Consider the following 19,012-nt stretch of genomic DNA (forward strand, 5'->3'; position numbering starts at 1 on the left):
GGAACTACGTGGTGCGGATCAGCGCTTCAGGCGGACCTTCACTCGCTGGGTGCTGCCGTCCTCGAAGCGGACGACCAGCACCGCCTTGACCGACTTCTTGTCACCGAGCAGCTTGCGAGCCTGCTTGGTGAGCTTGATCGTCACCGTGTCCTTGTCGCGGGCGTCGAGGTCGAAGGAACCTGCGCCGAGGCGCTTGCCGAGCTTGCCCTTCTTCCCCTTCTTGCCCATCTCACGGAGCACGACCTTGCCCTCGCAGTCCACCCGACCGCAACGGAGCGTGAGCTTCGCCTTGCGTCGGTTGGCCGTCGCGTCGACCTTTCCGCCCTTCGCCACGCCCACCGCGGGGGTGTCGACCGGCGGCACCGGCGGCACCGGCGGGCCGGGCGGGGTCGTCGGCGGGCCAGGCGGGGTGGTCGGCGGACCGGGCGGGGTCGTCGGCGGACCCGGCGGGGTCGTCGGCGCCTCCACCACCTTCAGCTGAGCAGTGCCCTGACCCGGGTCGGTGGCCACGTCGCCGGCATAGTCAGCCACCAGCTCCACGGTCCCCGCCGCCTCGAACGGGCCGACCTCGAAGGTCGCCTTCCCGTCCTCGAGCTCCACCGCGGGCAGGTCGGTGCCGTCGACCGACAGCACCACCTCACCCGTCGGCGCCGCCTCAGCAGCCGAACCGACCTCGACCACGACCTGCGCAGTCTCACCCGTCTCGACCTGCTCCGGAGCGGTGACGGTCACCTCGGCCGGCACGTTCTCCGGGTCGGCGAGCTCCTTGACCTGGACGTCGCGGTAGAAGACGTTCTCGCCGCCGCCGTGGGCCTGCAGCCCGATGTAGCTGGGCCACTTCAGCCGGTTGTCGTCGGTGCTGGTGAAGTCGTTGACCAGCTCGTCGTTGAGGAAGACGCGGATCCGCTTGCCCTCGACCCGGATCTCGTAGTGGTTCCACTCCCCGACCGGGTTGAGGGCCGCGTCGCGGGCCTCGAGGTCGGCCGACTGGAAGTTGTAGACCGCGCCGGTGGTGCTGTCGGGGTCGTCCGTGGCGTCGATCTGGATCTCGTAGCCGTTGTCGACCGCGACCCACGGGTCGTTGCCCGGGTCAGGGAAGCCGACGAAGACGCCACCGTTGTCATCCTTGGTGAGCTTCCAGTCCAGCTGCAGGGAGTAGTCGCCCTCCAGCGGCTGGGAGTGCCACAGCAGGCCGAGGCCGCCGTGCGTCATGAGGCTGCAGTCGGCCTCGCGGGTGAACAGGCCGGGGCCGGCCATGTTCCAGTCCTCGAGGCTCTCGGCAGTGCCGTCGAACAGCGTCCGGTAGCCCGGGTCGGCCGTGGTGGCCTCGCAGGTGTCGGGCTCGATGACCGGGTCGCCGCTCACGCGGAACCAGTCGAACGCGCCGACCTGGCTGCCGGTGCCGTTGTAGGCGGCGACGCCGATCTTGGGCTCGACCAGACCGGTGGCGGGGTAGCCCGCCCCCATCGAGGTCCACGTCTCACCCTGGTCGACCGACCAGCGGCCCTGGATCGCGGTGCCGGTCGAGACCATCTGCAGCTGCAGGTCGTCGGGAGCGGCCCCCTCGGGCAGGTCGGCGTTGGTGTAGACCATCTCGCCGTTGATCCGGCGACCCAGCTCGAGCACCCAGTTGCCCTCGGGCCGCTCCATCGCCACGAACTTGGCGTAGTTGCTGGAGTCGGTCCACGCGACCAGACCACCCTGGAGGTAGTCGTCGGTGCCGGTCATCGTGAGCTGCGTGGTGGCGGCCCAGGGGCCCTCGGCGGGCGAGTCCTGGAGGACCATGTTCTTCGCGTCGACCGCACCACCCGACAGGTCGCCGGCCTGGGCGTTGATGCGCAGCTGGCCGTCCGCCACCGCGACGCCGTTGGACGTCTTGTTGAGGATCGTGCTCCAGCGGCAGGTGTCGAGCGCGTCACCGACGAACTCGTCGTCCGCGGTCGGCGTCTCGCCCGGCGCACAGGCCGAGCGGTCCCCGAGGTCGAGGTAGTCGAGGTTGACGTTGCCGTTGTCACCCGCGTCACGGGCGATCTTGATGACATTGGCCCCAGCCTCGAGCTCGACCTGGTCCTGGATCGAGAGCCAGGTCTTCCACGAGTCGGCCGGCGGCAGCGCCAGCTTCTTGACGAAGACGTCGTTGACGTAGAGCGACATCGCCTTGGTCTGGTTCGCCTGCGGGTTGGGACCGTTGGCGTAGCCGAGCGTGATCGCGTGGAACCCGGCCTCTGCCGTGGTCACGTCGAAGGTCACCGCGGTGCCGTCGTTCTCGAAGCCGCCGACGTAACCGGTGCCGCTGTATCCGGCGTGCTCGGTCTGCACGCGGTTGCCCTCACCGGTGATCGTGCCGTCCTCGGCCTCGGTGCGACCCGCGGTCGGGTCGACGAGCTTGACGTGGTCGAGGTTGACGTTGCCGTCGTCGCCCTGCTCGTAGACGATCTCGACGCGGGTGGCACCGGCTGGCAGCGTGACGGGGACGGTGAACGTGCCCCACGTCTTCCAGTCGGCGAACGGCGGCAGCTCGATCTGCTGGCGCTCCTCACCGATGTAGAGGCTCATCTTCTTGGTCTGGTCGGGCTGCGGGTTCGGGCCGTTGGCGTAGCGGATCTGCAGGTCGTACGACCCGGCCTTCGGCGCGACCACCTCGACGGTGGTGCCCGAGCCGACGGTCTGGATGCCGTCGACGAAGCCGGAGCCGGTGTAGCCGGCGTGCTCGGTGTCGATGCCGGCGGTGCCGGTCAGCTCACCGTCCTCGAGCTCATAGATCCCGTCCGGAGCGGGCTCCGGGTCCTCGGCGACGTAGCCGGGGTAGCTGTTGAGGGTGTACCACGCCTCGGTGCTCCACAGCGTCTCGTTCGAGGCGGACTCGAACGGGCGCGGGGAGCGCACGTGGACGACCCGGTCGGGCTTCATGCCGTCGATCTGGAGGGTGACCGTACGGCCGTCCTCGCTGGCCGTCGCGCTGGCGACCGTGAGACTCTCCTCGTCGAGCTTGGGGCCGCCGTACTGCGCGGTCGCGCGGTAGCGCCACTGCTCGACCTGGTACTTGGACGCGAGGTCCTCCAGCGTCGCAGCCGACAGCGGCTGCGTGTAGGTGATCTCGAAGCCGCCCTCGACGACGTCCATCGACGCCATGTCGAACGGGGTCTCGCCGGTGAGGTCCAGCTTCTGCAGGCCGAAGCGGAGCTTGCCCGTCTGGCCCCAGTTGCCGCCGGCGCCGAGGCCACCGACGATCAGCGAGCCGTCGGGACCGGCGAGGACGCGGCTGACGCCTGCCTCGAGGCCCTGGGTCATCCGGAAGAGCGCGCCCTGCTTGGCGCCGTCGACCTCTTCGAGGTCGGCGCGCTGCAGGCCGCCGTAGGTCACGTCGCCGATGAACAGCTGGCCCGCGTAGGGACCCTCCTCGACGACGATCGGGGTGCTCGGGGAGTTGGCGATCTCGTTCTGCGGCATCCACAGCACCGGCTTGGTCACCGGCTCGTCGTCGAAGCGGCCCGGGGTGCCGTCGGGCTCGGTGGTGAAGTGGTTGTAGAACTCGCCGGGCTTGATCTCGATGAGCTTGTTGGCCGGCAGCCACCCGCCCTGGTTGTCGGTCACGAAGATCTCGCCCTCGGGACCCCAGCCCATGCCGTGGGGAGTGCGCAGACCACCGGCGATGTACTCGATCTCGCCGGTCTCCTTGTCGATGGAGATGTGCGTGCCGCGGTCGGGACTGCCCTGCGGCACGGTGGTGGCGCCGCCGAGGTTGATCGAGACCGACAGGTTCACGTAGAACTTGCCGTCCCGGTAGAGCATGCCGAAGCCGAACTCGTGGAAGTTCCCGTCGAACGGGTACTTCGCGATCTCCTCCTGGCTCTGGAACACGCCCTGGGCGTCCTCACCGGTCAGCTTGATCAGCCCGGTCTTCTCGGAGATGTAGATCTCGCCGTCGACCACCTTGATGCCCTGGGGCTCCTTGAGGCCGCTGGCGATCCTGGTGCGGGTGACGTCCGCGGGCGACGCCGCGTCCTTCACGCCGCTGAGGCGGTGGAGCTCGCCGAGCTCGACGTTGCCCTGGTCGTTGCCGTTGCCGCCCCAGGTGAGGACGAGCAGGTCGTCGCCGTCCCACTCCAGGCCGGTGACCTGCGGCTCGAAGCCGTCGGGACGCAGGTCGACGAGGTCGTAGGCCGGGTTGACGGAGTCGAGCTGCAGCCCGTCGCCGGCCGAGTCCTCCTGACCCTCGCACTGCTTGAAGCCGGGCGCTGTCACGCGCGTGACGTCGGCCTCGGTGCTGAGCGCGGAGGTCGGGACGACCGAGAAGGAGGTCGCGCCGGGCGGCATCCACTGCAGCAGGAGACGCTCGCCGCCACCGGCCTCGAAGTAGTCGACGCGGAGGTCGTGGACCTCGCCGGCGGTCAGCGTGACGCTGCCCTCCTGCGCCTCGGTGCCGTGCAGGCCGTCGTTGTCCACGACGACCTGGTCGTCGACCGTCAGGCGCGAGCCGTCGTCGCTGGTGAGCCGGAACTGGTAGGTGCCGGTGGCCTCCACGCTGAGGTTGGCCAGCGCCTCGACGACGAAGTTGTCCTGGAGACCGCCGAAGTCGTCCGGCGCGTCCCAGTCGATGACCTGCTTGAGCTGGTCGACGTTGGGAGTCTGCCCCGCCTTCAGCGTGCAGAGCTCCGAGATGCCCTGGCCGAGCTGGAAGGCCCGCATCGTGAGGCCGGGCTCGTCACCGGCGGGGACCGCGGACGCGCTGGGCGCCACGGCGGCGAGGCTGGCGGCCACTACGGTGGCCAGCACCGCCGCGCCCATGCGGGACCTGCGGCGAGACCGCGCGTCGCCTGCGCGCGGTCGGGGGTTGGACAAGGACTTCGACACCTGAACCTCCTGGTGACCCGACGGCAGGGACGCGCGCCGGGGGTGATGTGACGCCACTCACCCTAGGTCGCATCCGCCAGTTTGTGAACAACTTTTGTCTGCCATTCGGCAAAAGAGGTGACCCCCGTTACAGTCACGCCTGTGCTCGACAACCTGGGACGGCTGCTGCACCGGTGGCGACGCCCGGTCCTGGCGGCGTGGGCGGTGCTCGTCGTGCTCGGCGCTGTGCTGGGCGGCTCGGTCTTCGACGTGGCCGAGGCCCCCGATCCGCTGCGCGACGACGCCGAGTCGGCCCAGGTGGCCCAGCTCCTCGAGGACGCCGACCCGGAGGGCGAGCTGGTGGTCGCCGTGCTCTCCGGGGCCGACATCTACAACATCGACCTGATCGACCAGGCCACTCGGGTGCTGCACGACGTGCGCGACCTGCCCGACGTCGTCGAGGTGCGCGACCCGTGGACCACCGGGGCCCAGGACCTGGTGAAGCCGGACCGCACCGGCACCATCGTCACCGTCGAGATCGACCACACCGTGGACCGCGACCGTGCCCTCGCCGCGGCGGCCGAGATCGAGGAGGCCCTGCAGCTGGTCGGGATGCCGGAGGTGCTGGTCGGGGGCCCGCTCCTCGCCGAGGAGGCGTTCGGGGAGCAGGCCGTGCAGGACGCCGCCCGCGGAGAGGGCATCGCGGTCCTCGTGCTGGTCGTCGTCCTGGCCCTCGCTCTGGGCGGCCTCGTCGTCGGGCTGCTGCCCGTCGCCACGGCGCTCGGCTCCGTGAGCGTGGCCCTGCTGGCCCTGGCCGGCATGGCGCGGCTGACCGCGGTGAGCGAGTACGCCGTCAACGTCGTCACGCTCCTCGGCCTGGGCCTCGCCGTCGACTACGCGCTGCTGGTCCTCGGCCGCTTCCGCGAGGAGCGGGCAGCGGCGCCGCGCGGCACCGACGTCGGCGAGGTGCTGGGCCGGACGCTGGCCACCTCGGGGCGTACGGTCCTCGTCTCGGGCCTCACGGTCGCGACGGCGCTCGCAGGTCTGCTCGTGCTCCGCGACCCCGTGCTCTCACCGATGGCGGTCGGTGGTCTCGTCGCGGTGGCGGGCGCGACGCTGACCGGCCTCACCCTCGCCCCGGCGCTGGTCGCGGTCTCTCACGCCCGGATCCCCGCCCCTGCGCCGCGACGGCTGCTGGGGGGCACCCCCAGCGCCCACGCGTTGCTGCCGCGACTGGCGCGGCTCGCCCAGCGCCGCCCGTGGCCGGTCCTGCTCGGGTGCACGGCCCTGCTGCTGCTGCTCAGCACGCCCCTGCTGGCCCTCGACCTGCGCAACTCCGACGCCCGCACCCTGCCCCGCGACAGCGAGCCACGGCTCACGCAGGCCGCCATCGAGGCGGGCTTCCCCGACCAGGACGAGACCCCGATCACGGTGCTGGTCGAGGCGGAGTTTTCCTCGCAGGAGACCGCCGATGCGATGGCCGCCCTCGCCGGCATCCCGGGCGTGGTCGACGTGCTGCTCTTCGACCCCGTGCCCGGTGAGCTCAGCCAGCTGCTGGTCGAGCCCGAGCCCGACGCCGCCGGCGACTACGACGGCCCGAAGGTGCAGGACCTCGTACGCCGGATGCGCGCCGCCGACCTCGGGGTGGACGTGCTGGTCGGCGGGCCCACCGCCGAGCTGGTCGACACCCGTGACGCCCTCGCCGACCGGGCGCCCTGGGCGATCCTGGTCGTCGCGGTGCTCACCGCCCTGCTCCTGGGCCGCCTGACCCGCTCCGTCGTCGTACCGATCAAGGCCGTCGCCCTCAACATGCTCTCCCTCTGCGCCACGCTCGGTGTCGTCGTGGCGGTCTTCCAGTGGGGCTGGGGATCCTCGCTGCTCGGGTTCGACTCGTGGGGCGCCCTCGACGTCACCACTCCCCTGCTGCTGTTCATGTTCGCCTTCGGGCTGTCGATGGACTACCACGTCTTCCTCGTCGCGCGGATCCGCGAGGCGTGGGACGAGGGCCTGGCGCGACCGCGGCGCAAGCGTGAGGGACCCGCCGACCTGCGGGTGCTGAACGACGAGGCCGTGCTCACCGGCATCACCGCCTCGGGACCGGTCGTGACACTCGCCGCCGTCGCGATCGGGATCGTCTTCCTCGGCTTCGCCCTCGGCGAGCTCATCGCGGTCAAGGAGATCGGCGTCGGCATGACCGTGGCCGTGCTGCTCGACGTCACCATCGTGCGCGGCCTGCTCCTGCCGGCGTCGATGACGCTGCTGGGCCAGTGGAACTGGTGGCTGCCCGGGCGGTCGGCGACCGACTGACCCGCGCGACCGACTGACCCGCTGGGCTCAGCGCTCGTCGGTCGTGGCCGAGGCGTCGGTCTCCTCGGTGCGCTGCACCGGCTCGTCGCCGTAGAGGCCGGCGTCCTTGGCCGCCTGGGCCTTGCGCAGCTGCTTGACCAGGCTGAACCCGATCACGACGACCGCGAGGATCATGAAGATCCACACCGCGAAGCCCAGCGGCCCGGCCTTGACCTCGGTCGGGTCGGGGGTCTTGTCTGCGAGGTGGACGATCAGCAGGTCGAGCATGGCTCCATCATCCCACTGACCTGTCCAGGAGCAGGCGTCGGGCCCGTCAAGGGGCGGGCGTCGGGATCCCTGCGAACAGGTCGTCCTCGGGCAGCGTGCTCTCGACCGTCGACTCGACCAGCTCGTAGTCCTCGGTCGGCCAGGTCTTCTGCTGGATCTCACGCGGGATCGCGAACCACATGCCATCGGGGTCGATCTGCGTGGCGTGGGCCAGCAGGGCCTGGTCGCGCACCCCGAAGTAGTCGCCGCACGGCACCTTGGTGGTGATGCGGTCGTCCCACCCGGGCTCGCGCTCCCACTTCGCGAGGCGCTCGGTGTAGGGCGACTCGAGGTCGTGGGCCAGCATCGCCTCGTGGAGGGCGTTGGTCTTCGCCCAGCTCCAGCCGTGGTGGTAGTAGAGCTTCATCGGCTGCCACGGCTCCCCGGCCTCGGGGAACCGCTCGGGGTCGCCCGCCGCGTGGTAGGCCGCGACCGACACCTCATGGCAGCGGATGTGGTCGGGGTGCGGATAGCCGCCCCGCTCGTCGTACGTCGTCAGCACGTGGGGGCGGAACGAGCGGATCAGCCGGACCAGGCGCTCGGTCGCCTCCTCGAGCGGAACGAGCGCGAAGCAGCCCTCCGGGAGCGGCGGCAGCGGGTCGCCCTCGGGCCAGCCGGAGTCGATGAACCCGAGCCAGTCCTGGCGGATGCCGAGGATGTCGCGCGCACGGTGCATCTCCTCGCGGCGGATCTCGGTGATGTTCTCCCAGACCTCGGGGCGGTCCATCTTGGCGTTGAGCACCGAGCCGCGCTCGCCGCCGGTGCAGGTGGCGACGTGGACGTCGACGCCCTCGGCGACGTACTTCGCCGTCGACGCCGCGCCCTTGCTCGACTCGTCGTCGGGGTGGGCGTGGACGTGCATGAGTCGGAGGCCGGCGCGGGGTCGGTCTGCGGAGGGCTGGGGCATGGTCGGCAGTCTAGGAGTCACCGCTTAGGCTTCAGAGCGTGACCACCGACCTCGCCGACCGCTACGGCGCACCCGCCCGGTGGCGGCGTCCCGCAGCCATCGGGCTGTCGGCCGTCCTGGCCGTCATCGGGCTCACCTGGCTGGGCTGGACCGCGTGGTTCCACGGCAGCCCCGACGTGCGCTCCGAGGTCGTCACCTTCGACGTGACCGACGACCACCAGGTCGAGGCACGCGTCGACGTGCGGCTCGCCGAAGACGTCGAGGCCAGCTGTCGCGTGCGGGCCCTGGCCGAGGACAAGACGGCCGTCGGGGAGCTCGCCTTCACTCCCGTCAATGGGGTCAACGAGGTGGTCATCCGCACCGAGCGCCGGGCGACGACCGTCGAGAAGCTGGGGTGCACGGCACCGGGCCAGCCGCGCCCGCGCTGAGCCGTCGGCCTGCGCTTTTGCCGCAGGCTTGCTAACCTGATCGTTCTGCCCGTCCGGGTGCGCTGGCCGACGTCCGTCGCCGCGCCGACTCCGATCGGACGGAAGACACCACCGACCCGATGCGGGTGCGCTGAAGCACACCCGTATCCAGTACCACGTGAGCAGGAGCACCGACATGACCGACCAGGGCACCATCTGGCTGACCCAGGAGGCCTACGACAAGCTGCGGGCCGAGCTCGACGACCTCAAGGGCCCCAAGCGCCAGGAGATCATCGAGAAGATCGCCTCCGCGCGCGACGAGGGCGACCTCAAGGAGAACAGCGGCTACCACGCCGCCAAGGAGGACCAGGGCAAGCAGGAGGCCCGGATCCGCCAGCTCGAGGACATGCTCCGTCGCGCCGAGGTCGGCGAGACGCCGCCCGACGACGGCGTCGTCGAGCCCGGCATGGTCGTCACGATCGACTTCGGCGGTGGCGACACCGAGAAGTTCCTCCTCGGCGCCCGGGAGAACCTCTCCGAGGGCGACACCCTCGACGTCTACTCCCCCGAGTCGGCCATGGGGGCAGCGATCAACGGCAAGTCGAAGGGCGACGAGGTCACCTACACCGCGCCGAACGGCAAGGAGCTGACCGTCACGATCGTCGACGCGGAGCCCTACAAGGCCTGAGCATCACCTGGACCACCGCCGGAGCGGTGAGTGAGGCAGGTTCTGCAGCCGCAGAACATGTCTGGCTCACCTCTCCTCGGCGCTTCCGGGTGCCCCGTGGACGTACGCCGCTCAGGTGTCGACGCGGTAGCCCCGCTCGCGCAGGCGCTCCATCAGGTGCTCGGCGTGTGCCTCGCCGCGCGTCTCGAGCTGGATGCGCACCTCGACCTCGTTGAGGGTCAGCGACGGCGAGATCCGCTCGTGCGCGACCTCCAGCACGTTGGCGCCCTCGGCGCCGACCTCGGCGAGCAGCGAGGCCAGGCCGCCGGGGAGGTCGGGGATGCACACGCGCAGGTAGAGGTAGCGCCCCGCGGCGGCCAGGCCGTGGCGGATGACCTTGCTCAGCAGCAGCGGGTCGATGTTGCCACCCGAGAGCACGGCGACGGCCGGGGTCTCGAAGCCGGTCGGGTTGTCGAGCATGGCCGCGACCGCGGCCGCGCCGGCGGGTTCGACGACCTGCTTGGCACGCTCGATCAGCGCGAGCAGCGCGCGGGAGAGCGACTCCTCGGACACCGTGACGATCTCGTCGACGTGGTCGCGCACCGCCGCGAAGGTGATGTCGCCGGGCCGGCCGACCGCGATGCCGTCGGCCATCGTGCTCATCGACTCGAGCGCCACGGGCTGTCCGGCCGCGAGCGACCCGGGGTAGGCGGCGGCGCCCTCGGCCTGCACGCCCACCACGCGGACGTCGGGACGCAGCGCCTTGATCGCGATCGCCACCCCGGCCAGCAGCCCGCCACCGCCGGTGGGCACCAGCACCGTGCGTACGTCGGGCTCCTGCTCGAGGACCTCGAGGCCCAGCGTCCCTTGGCCCGCGACGATGTCGACGTGGTCGAAGGGGTGGATCAGCACGGCCCCGGTCTCCTCGGCGAACCGCCGCGCTGCCGCGAGCGAGTCCTCGAGGTAGCGGCCCTCGAACACGACGTGCGCGCCGTAGCCGCGGGTCGCCTTCTCCTTGGGGATCGGCGCGCCCTCGGGCATGAAGACGGTGGAGGTGATGCCGAGGGTCGTGGCCGCGAGCGCGACGCCCTGCGCGTGGTTGCCGGCCGAGGCGGCGACGACACCGCGGGCCCGCTCCTCCTCGGAGAGCCGGGCGATGCGGACGTAGGCGCCACGGGACTTGAAGGAGCCGGTGCGCTGGAGGTTCTCGCACTTGAGCGAGACCGGTCCGCCGACCAGCGCGGAGAGCCAGCGCGACTCCTCCATCGGCGTGGTCACCGTGATGCCTTCGAGCATCTCGCGCGCGGCGACGATGTCGGCCAGGGAGCATTCGGTCAAGACGGGTCCTTGTCGTGGTCGTCGTGGTCGTCGGGGTCTGCCGGGGACGCGAGCGGGCCGTCGTCGTGGATCTGGTCGCCCTCGTTGGGCGGTGGAGCGATGTCCTCGTCGAGCGCGTCGTCGGGGTCGTCGTCACCGACCTCGGTGTAGGAGGCGAGGTGCTGCGCAACGGCGTTGCCCGCCGCGGCGAGGGGTACGGCGACGAGTGCCCCCGCGATGCCGGCCACGAGGACGCCGCAGCCGATCGCCACGATGACGCCGAGCGGGTGCAGCGAGACGAAGCGGCCCATCAGGAACGGCTGGAGGATGTGGCCCTCGATCTGCTGGACCAGGATCACGCCGCCGAGCATGAGCAGCGCGGTCCACGGCCCCTGGTCGACCAGCGCGACGAGGATCGCGACCAGGCCGGCGATCGTGGCACCGATCATCGGCACGAACGCGCCGAGGAAGACCAGCACGCCGATGGCGACGACGAACGGCACGCCGAGGAACCAGGCGACGAGCATGATGCCGATCGCGTCCGCGAGGGCCACCAGGACCGTGGCCCGCACGAACTGGGTCAGCGACACCCAGGCGACGCGACCCGAGGCGTCGACGCGCTCGCGTGCGGCGCGGGGGGCGATGCGCACGAGCCACGACCAGATGCGCTCGCCGTCGGCGAGGAAGAAGTAGGTGGAGAACAGCACGATGAAGAAGCCCGCCACTCCGTGCCCGACGGCGGTGCCGACCTCGGTGGCGCGGGTGAGCATGCCGTCGGCGCCCGTGCTGCCGGAGACGGCGGACTGGACCTGCTGGATGTAGCCGTCGAGCTGGGAGTCCGAGACGTGGAACGGGCCAGTGCGCAGCCACTCCCGGACCTGGTCCAGGCCGGTGACCACCGAGTCGGCGAGGTCGCTCGCCCCCTGGGCGACCTGCTGGCCCACGAAGGTGAGCAGCAGCGCCACCGTGCTGATGCCGAGGAGCATGACGACGCCGGTCGCGAGACCGCGGGGCACCCCGATCCGCCGGAGCCAGATGACCATCGGCGTGGCCAGCGCGCTGAGGAGCAGCGAGACGGCGATCGGCAGGGTGATCACCGCGAAGAAGCGCATCGTCCACAGCAGGCCGAGCATCGCGACCACGATGACGATCAACCGCCAGGACCAGGCCGCGGCCAGGTCAAGACCCCACGGCACCTGCGCGCGGCTGAAGTTGGAGGGCCCGGTGGCGAACGCCGGCTCGCTCCGCCGGTCGGCCCGCCCCTGGGCCCACTGGGCGACGATGCGCTCGGCCAGACCGTCCTCCTCGCGGGCGAGGGCGGCGAAGAGTCGCCGACGACCCGTCTCCGCGTCGGTCTCGCCCGGCACGTCGGACGATGGCCTGTCCTGGTCGCTCACGTCCGCCACGCTACCGATCCCCCGCGGCCCGGAGACCACCCAGCAGACGGTGTGCGGCGACCGGGTGCTCCTCGGCCAGCAGGCCGGCGGCCGCGAGCACGTAGTCGTGGTCCACGACCACCCGCGGATCGCGCGGGAGCTGCCAGCCCCCTTCGAAGGCGTCGCCGGTCGCCGGCGCCAGGACACGGCGTACGGCGTCGGGGCCTCCGTGGCGCAGCACGCCGCCCGAGCCGACCAGCAGGTCGACCTCGCGGAGGTCCTTGCCGCTGCGCTCGATCACGCGGCCCTCGGGGCTCACCACCACTCTGCTCCGGCCGGCGTGGCGCTCGAGGGCGATGCGGACGGCAGCGGCGGCGATGTCGAGGTCGGCGTCCTGCTCGGCAGCCGGGTCGGGGCAGCTGTCAGGGAGCAGGTCGGGCCGCGCGCGACGTCGTACGGCGGCGGCGTGCAGGTCGTGGCGGCCCGCGGCCTCGACGGTCGAGACCGCCGACCAGCGCATGCCGAGGTCGCCCTCGACCGTGCGCGTCACGGGCGTGGTGGCGACGACCTCGCGGGCGAGCCCGCTGTCCTCCGGGTCGAGCTCGACGACGCTGTGCACGTCGGTGGTCGCGCCGCCGACGTCGACGACCACGACGTCACCGGCCCCGAGGTGCTGGTCGTCGAGGCCACGGGCGAGGAGCTCGACGCCGGTGAGCACGATGTCGGGCGTCGCGCCGCGCACCATGGCGGTGAAGGTGCGGCCGCGGGCGTCGGTGCGGCTGCTCAGGTGCTTGCCCCCGATGACGTGGCTGAGGAAGATCTCGCGGATCGCCCGGCGCGCGCCGTCGGGCGCCAGCACGCCGATGCGGGGCACGACGTTGTCGGCGAGGACGTGCGGGGTGCCGGAGCCGGTGAGCAGCTCGGCGACCAGGGGCTGCGACTCGACGTTGCCGGCCACGACGACCGGGCCCGGCCACGGCACCTCGGCCAGGAAGCGGGCGTCGCCCTCGAGCACCTCGGCGTTGCCGCCGTCGGTGCCGCCCACCAGGAGCACGACGTCGGGCTCGGCGGCGCGCAGCTCGTCGTGCTTGGCGGCGTCGAGGCCGCCGTGCAGCACGAGCACGACCTTGCCGCCGCTCGACAGCGCAACCCGGCGTCCGGCTTCGGCCGTCACCAGCTCCTCGTTGCCGACGACCGCGATCCGCAGCCCGCCGCCGGCGCTGGAGCAGGCGAGCACGGCGGCGTCGAGGGCGCGCCGGTCCTGCTCGGCGAGTGCGGCCAGGCAGGCGTCGTACCCGTCGAGGACGTCGCCGACCCCGGCGGCGTCAGGGAGCGTGGTCGGGTGGCTCGCGGTCGCGAGGAGCTCCCCGGTCCCACCGTCGACCAGGGCGGCCTTGGTGAACGTCGAGCCGAAGTCCACGCAGACGACCGCGGTCACACCAGCACCGTCAGGGCGGCCACCACGATGATCGCGATGACGGCGAGGACGACGGCCTGCAGGCCGACACCCGTCGGAAGGTCGGTGCCCGTCCGGATCGCCCGCTCGGCCTGGCGGTAGCGGTGCCACCCGACGACAGCCGTCAACGCTGACGCGAGCAGGAGGGCGACGCCCAGGGCGACGTTGGGCCAGGTCCCCTCCAGCAGGTTGAGGGCGCCGACGGCCGCCACGACGAGACCGATCGCGGTGCGTTCGTAGGCGAGGAGGGTCCGCTCGTTGGCCAGGAGGTAGCGCGGGTCGGGTGCCTCGTCCACGCGTCAGCCCAAGGACCTGTCGAGGTCGGCGACGAGGTCGTCGGCGGTCTCGATGCCGACGCTGAGCCGGACCAGGTCGGCGGGGACCTCGAGGTCGGTGCCGGCCACGCTGGCGTGGGTCATCCGGCCGGGGTGCTCGATGAGGGACTCGACGCCGCCGAGGGACTCACCGAGGGTGAAGACCTGGGCGCGCTCGCACACCGCGAGGGCCCGCTCCTCCCCGCCGGCGACGCGGAAGGAGATCATGCCGCCGAAGCGCTTCATCTGGCGCGCGGCCACCTCGTGGCCGGGGTGGGCAGCCAGGCCGGGGTAGATCACCTCGGCGACCCGCGGGTCGCCGTCGAGGAACTCCACGATGCGCTCGGCGTTGTCGCAGTGGCGATCCATGCGTACGCCGAGAGTCTTGAGGCCGCGGTGCGTGAGGAAGGCGTCGAACGGGCCGGCGACGGCGCCCATGGCGTTCTGGTGGAAGCCGACCTTCTCGGCGAGCTCGAGGTCGCGCACGACGACCGCTCCCCCGACGACGTCGCTGTGCCCGCCGACGTACTTCGTCGTCGAGTGCACCACGACGTCGGCGCCGAGCGTGAGCGGCTGCTGGAGGTAGGGCGAGGCGAAGGTGTTGTCGACCACGAGCAGCGCGCCGGCGTCGTGGGCGACCGTGGCGAGCGCCTCGATGTCGCCGATCGTGAGCATCGGGTTGGTGGGCGTCTCGACCCAGACCAGCTTGGTGCGGCCGGGCTCGATCGCCGCGGCCACCGCGTCGGTGTCGGCGACGGACGCCGAGCTGTGGTCGGTGCCCCAGACCTTGGCGACCTTGTCGAAGAGGCGGTGCGTGCCGCCGTAGGCGTCGTCGGGGATGACGACGTGGTCGCCCGGCCGGGTCAGCGCCCGGATGATGGTGTCCTCGGCGGCCAGGCCGGAAGCGAAGGCGAAGCCCTTCTCGCCGTCCTCGACCGCGGCGAGCGCACCCTCCAGCGCCGTACGCGTGGGGTTCGCGGACCGGCTGTACTCGTAGCCGCCGCGCAGCCCGCCCACCCCGTCCTGCTTGTAGGTGCTGCTGGCGTAGATGGGCGGGTTGACCGCCCCGGTCATCGCGTCGGGCTCGTAGCCGGCGTGGATCGCACGCGTCTCGAACCCTGCCTTGTTGGCACGTTCCTGGGTCACATGCCGAGGGTAGACCCCGCGCTCCCCCGGTGGGACAGCGGAACGGCCGCCGCATCCCCCGATGCGGCGACCGTTCGTCGTCAGGTCACGGCCTCCCGGCGTCGCCCGAGCCGGTCGGCTCGGGGGCAACGCGTGCGCCGGTCGCGAAACCAGCAGCAGACGGACGAAGAGCGTAGGTGCCGGTCACGAAGGCAGTCGCGCCCGTGGCCTGTGCCCACATCGTCGTGCCGAAGGCGGTGGCGGTCGGCGGAGTCGCTCCGAACTGCGGGATCGTCACGGTCAGCGGCCCCATGCTGTTGCGTGCGCTCTCGAAGACGCACAGGAAGCCCGGCGAGGCGTCGGGTGCAGCGGCACTGCCTGCGCAACCGGCGGGAAGCGCTCCACCGACAGGGATCACCCTGACAGTCGGTGCGGTCGCGAGCTGGGGATACGTGATCTCCGAGAAGCCGGCTTCGCTTGCGCTGTCAGAGCTGATGGCCCAGACCCCTCGGACGACGACCGGCGTAGGCACGTACTTCCCGTCGCTCTCGGCCTTGGTGTACGACGAGCCGTTGAGTGCGTAGTTGCCCTTGGGCTGGTACTTCGCGTCGGCCTCGGCCTTGGAGTAGGTCTCGGCCTTGGTGTAGCCCGAGCCGGCGGTCTCGTAGGAGCCCTTCGGCTGGAACCTCTTGTCGCTCTTCTTCTTGGTGTAGTAGCGCTTGTCGGCCTGCGGCTTGAGCTCCTTGTTCCAGATCTTCTTCCAGTTGGTGGCCACGGCACTGCTGATCTCGGCTCCGGCCGGCGTGACGGCCATGAGGCCGCCCCCGACCAGGACCCCGGCGAGGACGGCAACCAGGAGGTGCCGAACCGTTCGACGTGAAGACATGACGATTCCCTTCGGAGAGTGTTGCTGATCCCCTCACCGTCCTCCCGTCGTCGCGCGGGCGCATCGGTGACAGCACGACGTCTAGACCGCGTAGTCCTACGTAGGCCGACTTGCGCGGCGCGCGACAATGGACCCATGTTCGGATTCGGCAAGCCCACCACCCTGCCCACCCCCGACCAGGCGCTCCCGGGGCGCGAGCAGCAGCCGTGGACCCTGGGCGAGCACGTGGTCCTGCGCACCCCCGTCGTCAGCGACGACATCCCCGACGGCCACGAGGTCGCGATCCTCGGCCTCGGCTGCTTCTGGGGCGCCGAGGAGATCTACTGGCAGGTCCCCGGCGTCTGGTCGACGTCCGTCGGCTACGCCGGTGGCAGCACGCCCCACCCCACCTACGACGAGGTGTGCAGCGGCCACACCGGCCACACCGAGGCCGTCCGCGTCGTCTTCGACCCCGCGCAGGTGTCGTACGCCGACCTGGTGAAGAAGTTCTTCGAGATCCACGACCCGACGCAGGGCATGCGGCAGGGCAACGACGTCGGCACGCAGTACCGCTCGGCGATCTACTGGACCACTCCCGAGCAGGAGCAGACCGCCCGCGAGCTGACCAAGGTCTACGGCGAGGAGCTCGCCCGCCGCGGTCTCGGCGAGATCACCACCGAGATCCGCCCGGCCGCCGAGACCCCGTACTACTACGCCGAGGACCCCCACCAGCAGTACCTCGCGAAGAACCCCTTCGGCTACCGCTGCCACGCCAACACCGGGGTGTCCTTCCCGGCCTGATCGCTTGCGCGGTGGCCGTGGTCCACCCGGTGGACCAGGATCACCGCACTACCTACCGCCGAGCGGTGGCTGTCGATCCGGGCCCCGCTCGTCCGTCAGAGTGGTGACGGGCCGCACGGGGCGGCCGCGAGGAGGAGCGACATGACGCAGTACGCCATCTACTTCCACCAGCAGTGGGTCGGCGACCACCCGGCCGAGTGGTTCCAGACCCGCGTGGAGCCGAGCAAGGCCGTGGTCAGGGAGATGGAGGAGGCCGGCATCCTGGTGTTCGCCGGCGGGCTCGAGGAGGACATGAGCGACGCCTTCAGCGCCGACGCCACGAGCGGGACCGTGACGATCACCGACGGCCCCTACACCGAGACCACGGAGCAGCTCGGCGGGATCACGGTCATCGACGTCCCCGACATCGAGACCGCGCGCTACTGGGCGGGACGGGTCGCCGAGGGATGCGGGTGGCCCCAGGAGGTTCGCGTCGTCAGGTAGTCGCTCCCGTCACTGCGCGACCCAGTCGGTGAAGCTGCGGGGCGCCCCGAGCCAGTCGCGGCGGGTGTTGCTGCCGTTCGGCCGCGTGCCGGCGACGCGTACGGCGACACGGACCTCGTCGGGCGAGCCGATGGCCTCCCGCGAGATCCGCATGCGGACGTGCTCGGTGTCGTAGTCGATGCGCATCCGGTAGGACCCCTCGACCGGCTCGCCCCACGCCTTGTCGGAGAAGCCGTCGACCTCGAGCAGCTGGTAGTCGGTGCCCATGAAGTAGCCACCGACGAACGCGTACTCCGGGCCGCGGTCGGCCGGGTCGGTGTCGAGGAAGACCGCACCCGACGACCCCGTCGTGTACGACGGCCGCAGGTCGGTGTGGGTCGTGGTGACCACGACGTTGCCGCGCTTGTGCTCGACCTCCACCGACCGCAGGTCGGCGCCGTGGTCGAGGTCCTTCGGGTCGGTGACGCCGATGCTGTCGGCGCTGGCCGGGAGCTGGGTCAGGGCGAGGGCTGCGACCGCCAGGGTCGCGGCGCTCAGGATGGTCCTACGCATGGTGCTGGTCCGTTCTCGTGTCGGGCCCCCGGACGGGGTCGTACCCACAGAGACGCGAGAGCGCGCGCGGAGGTTGCCTCCGAACGCACCTCCGTCTGGCATGATCCGCCTTCCCCGCACGATCCGCCCGACCGAGGAGCCGCGTGGCTGCCCTGACGCAGCGCCGACGCACCGCCGCCGCCTGGCTGGTGCACGCCTACACGGCCTCCGGTGTCGTCCTGGCGTTCCTGATGTTCGTGGCGGTCATGGAGGGCGACACGGTCCGGGCGCTGTGGCTCTTCCTGGTCGCCATGGTGGTGGACGGCACCGACGGGATGCTTGCGCGGTGGGTCCAGGTCAAGCGGCACGCCCCGTCGTTCGACGGAGCGCTCCTGGACAACATCGTCGACTACATCACCTACGCCTTCATGCCGATGCTGCTGCTGTGGAGCGCGGGCTACCTCGGTGAGGGCACCCCGGCGACGATCCTCGCGGTGATCCCGCTGGTCGCCTCGGCCTACCAGTTCTGCCGGGTGGACGCCAAGACCGACGACCACCTCTTCCTCGGGTTCCCGAGCTACTGGAACATCGCAGCGTTCTACATCGTCGTCCTCGACCTGCAGACCACGGCCGTCGCCGTCGTCCTGCTCGTGTGCGCGGTGCTCGTCTTCGTCCCGGTCGGCTACGTCTACCCGTCCCGCACCTCCACGCTGCAGTCGACCACGCTCGCCCTCACCTGCCTCTGGCTGGTGGGCTACGCCGTGCTGGTCGCCCAGCTCCCCGACCCCAGCACCCTGTGGCTGACGGTGTCCGTGGCCTACGTCGTCTACTACGTCGCGCTCAGCCTCTACCTCACGCTCCGGCGCCCCCGCGTGGTGCCGGCCGTCGTCTGACCACCGGCCGAGCCTGACTACCGGCCGACGGAGAGCCGCACCTCGACGACCTGACCGAGGTCGACGTCCTCGGCGCGCCGCACGGCCACCTTGAGCGGCAGGAACCACGTGTCCTCGCGGGGGAACATGGCCGTGGTGAACTCCGTGCCACCGATCCACGCACGGACGGGCACCACGCCCCAGTAGACGACGTCGGCCTTCACCTCCTCGACGAGGTCGGCCGCGTCGGGCGGGAGCACCACGAAGACGTACGGCGCCGGGCCGCGCCACTCGACCACCTCGCCGGCGAACTCGATCTCCATGCCCCCACCTTCCCAGCAACCGGTGACCGTCGAGACGGTCACCGAGGCGGGCGGAAGACCCCACGGCCTCCGCCCGCCTCGCACCGTCGCACGCCTGTTGCGCGACGGCCCTCCTCGGAGGG

At 71.3% G+C, this 19,012-nt stretch carries 17 protein-coding genes; 6 read left to right on the forward strand and 11 right to left on the reverse strand.

The genetic code is table 11. The annotated features are described in order from the left end of the window. Positions 1 to 18: 18 nt before the first annotated feature. Positions 19 to 4,776, reverse strand: coding sequence for a family 16 glycoside hydrolase (locus tag Q1B24_RS07160; protein WP_299925504.1), 4,758 nt, complete (start codon positions 4,774 to 4,776; stop codon positions 19 to 21). Positions 4,777 to 4,995: 219 nt separating this feature from the next. Between Q1B24_RS07160 and Q1B24_RS07165 the strand changes: the two genes are divergently transcribed. Next, the gene (locus Q1B24_RS07165; protein ID WP_299925507.1) at positions 4,996 to 7,140 is read left to right on the forward strand and encodes an MMPL family transporter; all 2,145 of its coding nucleotides are present in this window, start codon (positions 4,996 to 4,998) and stop codon (positions 7,138 to 7,140) included. A 27-nt stretch (positions 7,141 to 7,167) separates the two neighbouring features. On the opposite strand, the gene Q1B24_RS07170 is transcribed toward Q1B24_RS07165, so the two are convergent. Together Q1B24_RS07170 and mca are read right to left on the reverse strand one after the other, a co-directional pair. Continuing rightward, a complete protein-coding gene (locus Q1B24_RS07170; protein WP_299925509.1) occupies positions 7,168 to 7,407 on the reverse strand; it encodes a hypothetical protein in 240 nt (79 codons plus the stop codon). Positions 7,408 to 7,453: 46 nt separating this feature from the next. After that, positions 7,454 to 8,353, reverse strand: coding sequence for a mycothiol conjugate amidase Mca (mca, locus tag Q1B24_RS07175; RefSeq protein ID WP_299925512.1), 900 nt, complete (start codon positions 8,351 to 8,353; stop codon positions 7,454 to 7,456). Between the two features lie 38 nt (positions 8,354 to 8,391). Here mca and Q1B24_RS07180 point away from each other — a divergent pair, with 38 nt between their 5' ends. Then, on the forward strand, positions 8,392 to 8,781 hold the full coding sequence (locus Q1B24_RS07180) for a DUF4307 domain-containing protein (protein ID WP_299925514.1): 390 nt from the start codon (positions 8,392 to 8,394) through the stop codon (positions 8,779 to 8,781). Between the two features lie 175 nt (positions 8,782 to 8,956). Further along, a complete protein-coding gene (gene greA / locus Q1B24_RS07185) occupies positions 8,957 to 9,448 on the forward strand; it encodes a transcription elongation factor GreA (protein WP_299926413.1) in 492 nt (163 codons plus the stop codon). 111 nt (positions 9,449 to 9,559) lie between these two features. Here the strand turns inward: greA and ilvA are convergent, their stop codons facing one another. The 6 genes from ilvA to Q1B24_RS07215 form a co-directional block, all read right to left on the reverse strand. Then, complete coding sequence (gene ilvA, locus Q1B24_RS07190; RefSeq protein ID WP_299926416.1) at positions 9,560 to 10,723, reverse strand: threonine ammonia-lyase; 1,164 nt, start codon at positions 10,721 to 10,723, stop codon at positions 9,560 to 9,562. 38 nt (positions 10,724 to 10,761) lie between these two features. Continuing rightward, positions 10,762 to 12,141 carry an AI-2E family transporter gene (locus Q1B24_RS07195; RefSeq protein ID WP_299925515.1) on the reverse strand — a complete coding sequence of 460 codons (1,380 nt, stop codon included), beginning with the start codon at positions 12,139 to 12,141 and terminating at the stop codon, positions 10,762 to 10,764. Positions 12,142 to 12,151: 10 nt separating this feature from the next. Beyond that, complete coding sequence (locus tag Q1B24_RS07200) at positions 12,152 to 13,558, reverse strand: glutamate mutase L (RefSeq protein ID WP_299925517.1); 1,407 nt, start codon at positions 13,556 to 13,558, stop codon at positions 12,152 to 12,154. Then, positions 13,555 to 13,872, reverse strand: coding sequence for a DUF202 domain-containing protein (locus Q1B24_RS07205; protein WP_299925520.1), 318 nt, complete (start codon positions 13,870 to 13,872; stop codon positions 13,555 to 13,557). The genes Q1B24_RS07200 and Q1B24_RS07205 overlap by 4 nt, the downstream gene beginning before the upstream one ends. A 3-nt stretch (positions 13,873 to 13,875) precedes the next feature. Then, complete coding sequence (locus tag Q1B24_RS07210; RefSeq protein ID WP_299925523.1) at positions 13,876 to 15,036, reverse strand: cystathionine gamma-synthase; 1,161 nt, start codon at positions 15,034 to 15,036, stop codon at positions 13,876 to 13,878. An 85-nt stretch (positions 15,037 to 15,121) separates the two neighbouring features. Beyond that, on the reverse strand, positions 15,122 to 15,901 hold the full coding sequence (locus Q1B24_RS07215; RefSeq protein ID WP_299925526.1) for a hypothetical protein: 780 nt from the start codon (positions 15,899 to 15,901) through the stop codon (positions 15,122 to 15,124). A gap of 135 nt (positions 15,902 to 16,036) precedes the next feature. On the opposite strand from Q1B24_RS07215, the gene msrA reads away from it, so the two are divergent. Further along, positions 16,037 to 16,681 (forward strand): peptide-methionine (S)-S-oxide reductase MsrA, encoded by a 645-nt coding sequence (msrA, locus tag Q1B24_RS07220; protein WP_299925529.1) that lies wholly within the window; start codon positions 16,037 to 16,039, stop codon positions 16,679 to 16,681. 141 nt (positions 16,682 to 16,822) lie between these two features. Then, positions 16,823 to 17,164, forward strand: a complete 342-nt coding sequence (locus tag Q1B24_RS07225; protein ID WP_299925532.1) for a YciI family protein — start codon at positions 16,823 to 16,825, stop codon at positions 17,162 to 17,164. A 9-nt stretch (positions 17,165 to 17,173) separates the two neighbouring features. On the opposite strand, the gene Q1B24_RS07230 is transcribed toward Q1B24_RS07225, so the two are convergent. Further along, the gene (locus Q1B24_RS07230) at positions 17,174 to 17,716 is read right to left on the reverse strand and encodes a hypothetical protein (protein WP_299925535.1); all 543 of its coding nucleotides are present in this window, start codon (positions 17,714 to 17,716) and stop codon (positions 17,174 to 17,176) included. A gap of 143 nt (positions 17,717 to 17,859) precedes the next feature. Between Q1B24_RS07230 and Q1B24_RS07235 the strand changes: the two genes are divergently transcribed. Then, positions 17,860 to 18,588 carry a CDP-alcohol phosphatidyltransferase family protein gene (locus Q1B24_RS07235; protein ID WP_299925538.1) on the forward strand — a complete coding sequence of 243 codons (729 nt, stop codon included), beginning with the start codon at positions 17,860 to 17,862 and terminating at the stop codon, positions 18,586 to 18,588. Between the two features lie 17 nt (positions 18,589 to 18,605). Here the strand turns inward: Q1B24_RS07235 and Q1B24_RS07240 are convergent, their stop codons facing one another. Then, entirely contained in the window at positions 18,606 to 18,890 is a 285-nt protein-coding gene (locus Q1B24_RS07240; RefSeq protein WP_299925541.1) for a DUF1905 domain-containing protein, read from the reverse strand. Between the last annotated feature and the right edge of the window lie 122 nt (positions 18,891 to 19,012).

Origin of the sequence: uncultured Nocardioides sp., assembly GCF_947488025.1 — a bacterium.
Classification (GTDB): Bacteria; Actinomycetota; Actinomycetes; order Propionibacteriales; family Nocardioidaceae; genus Nocardioides.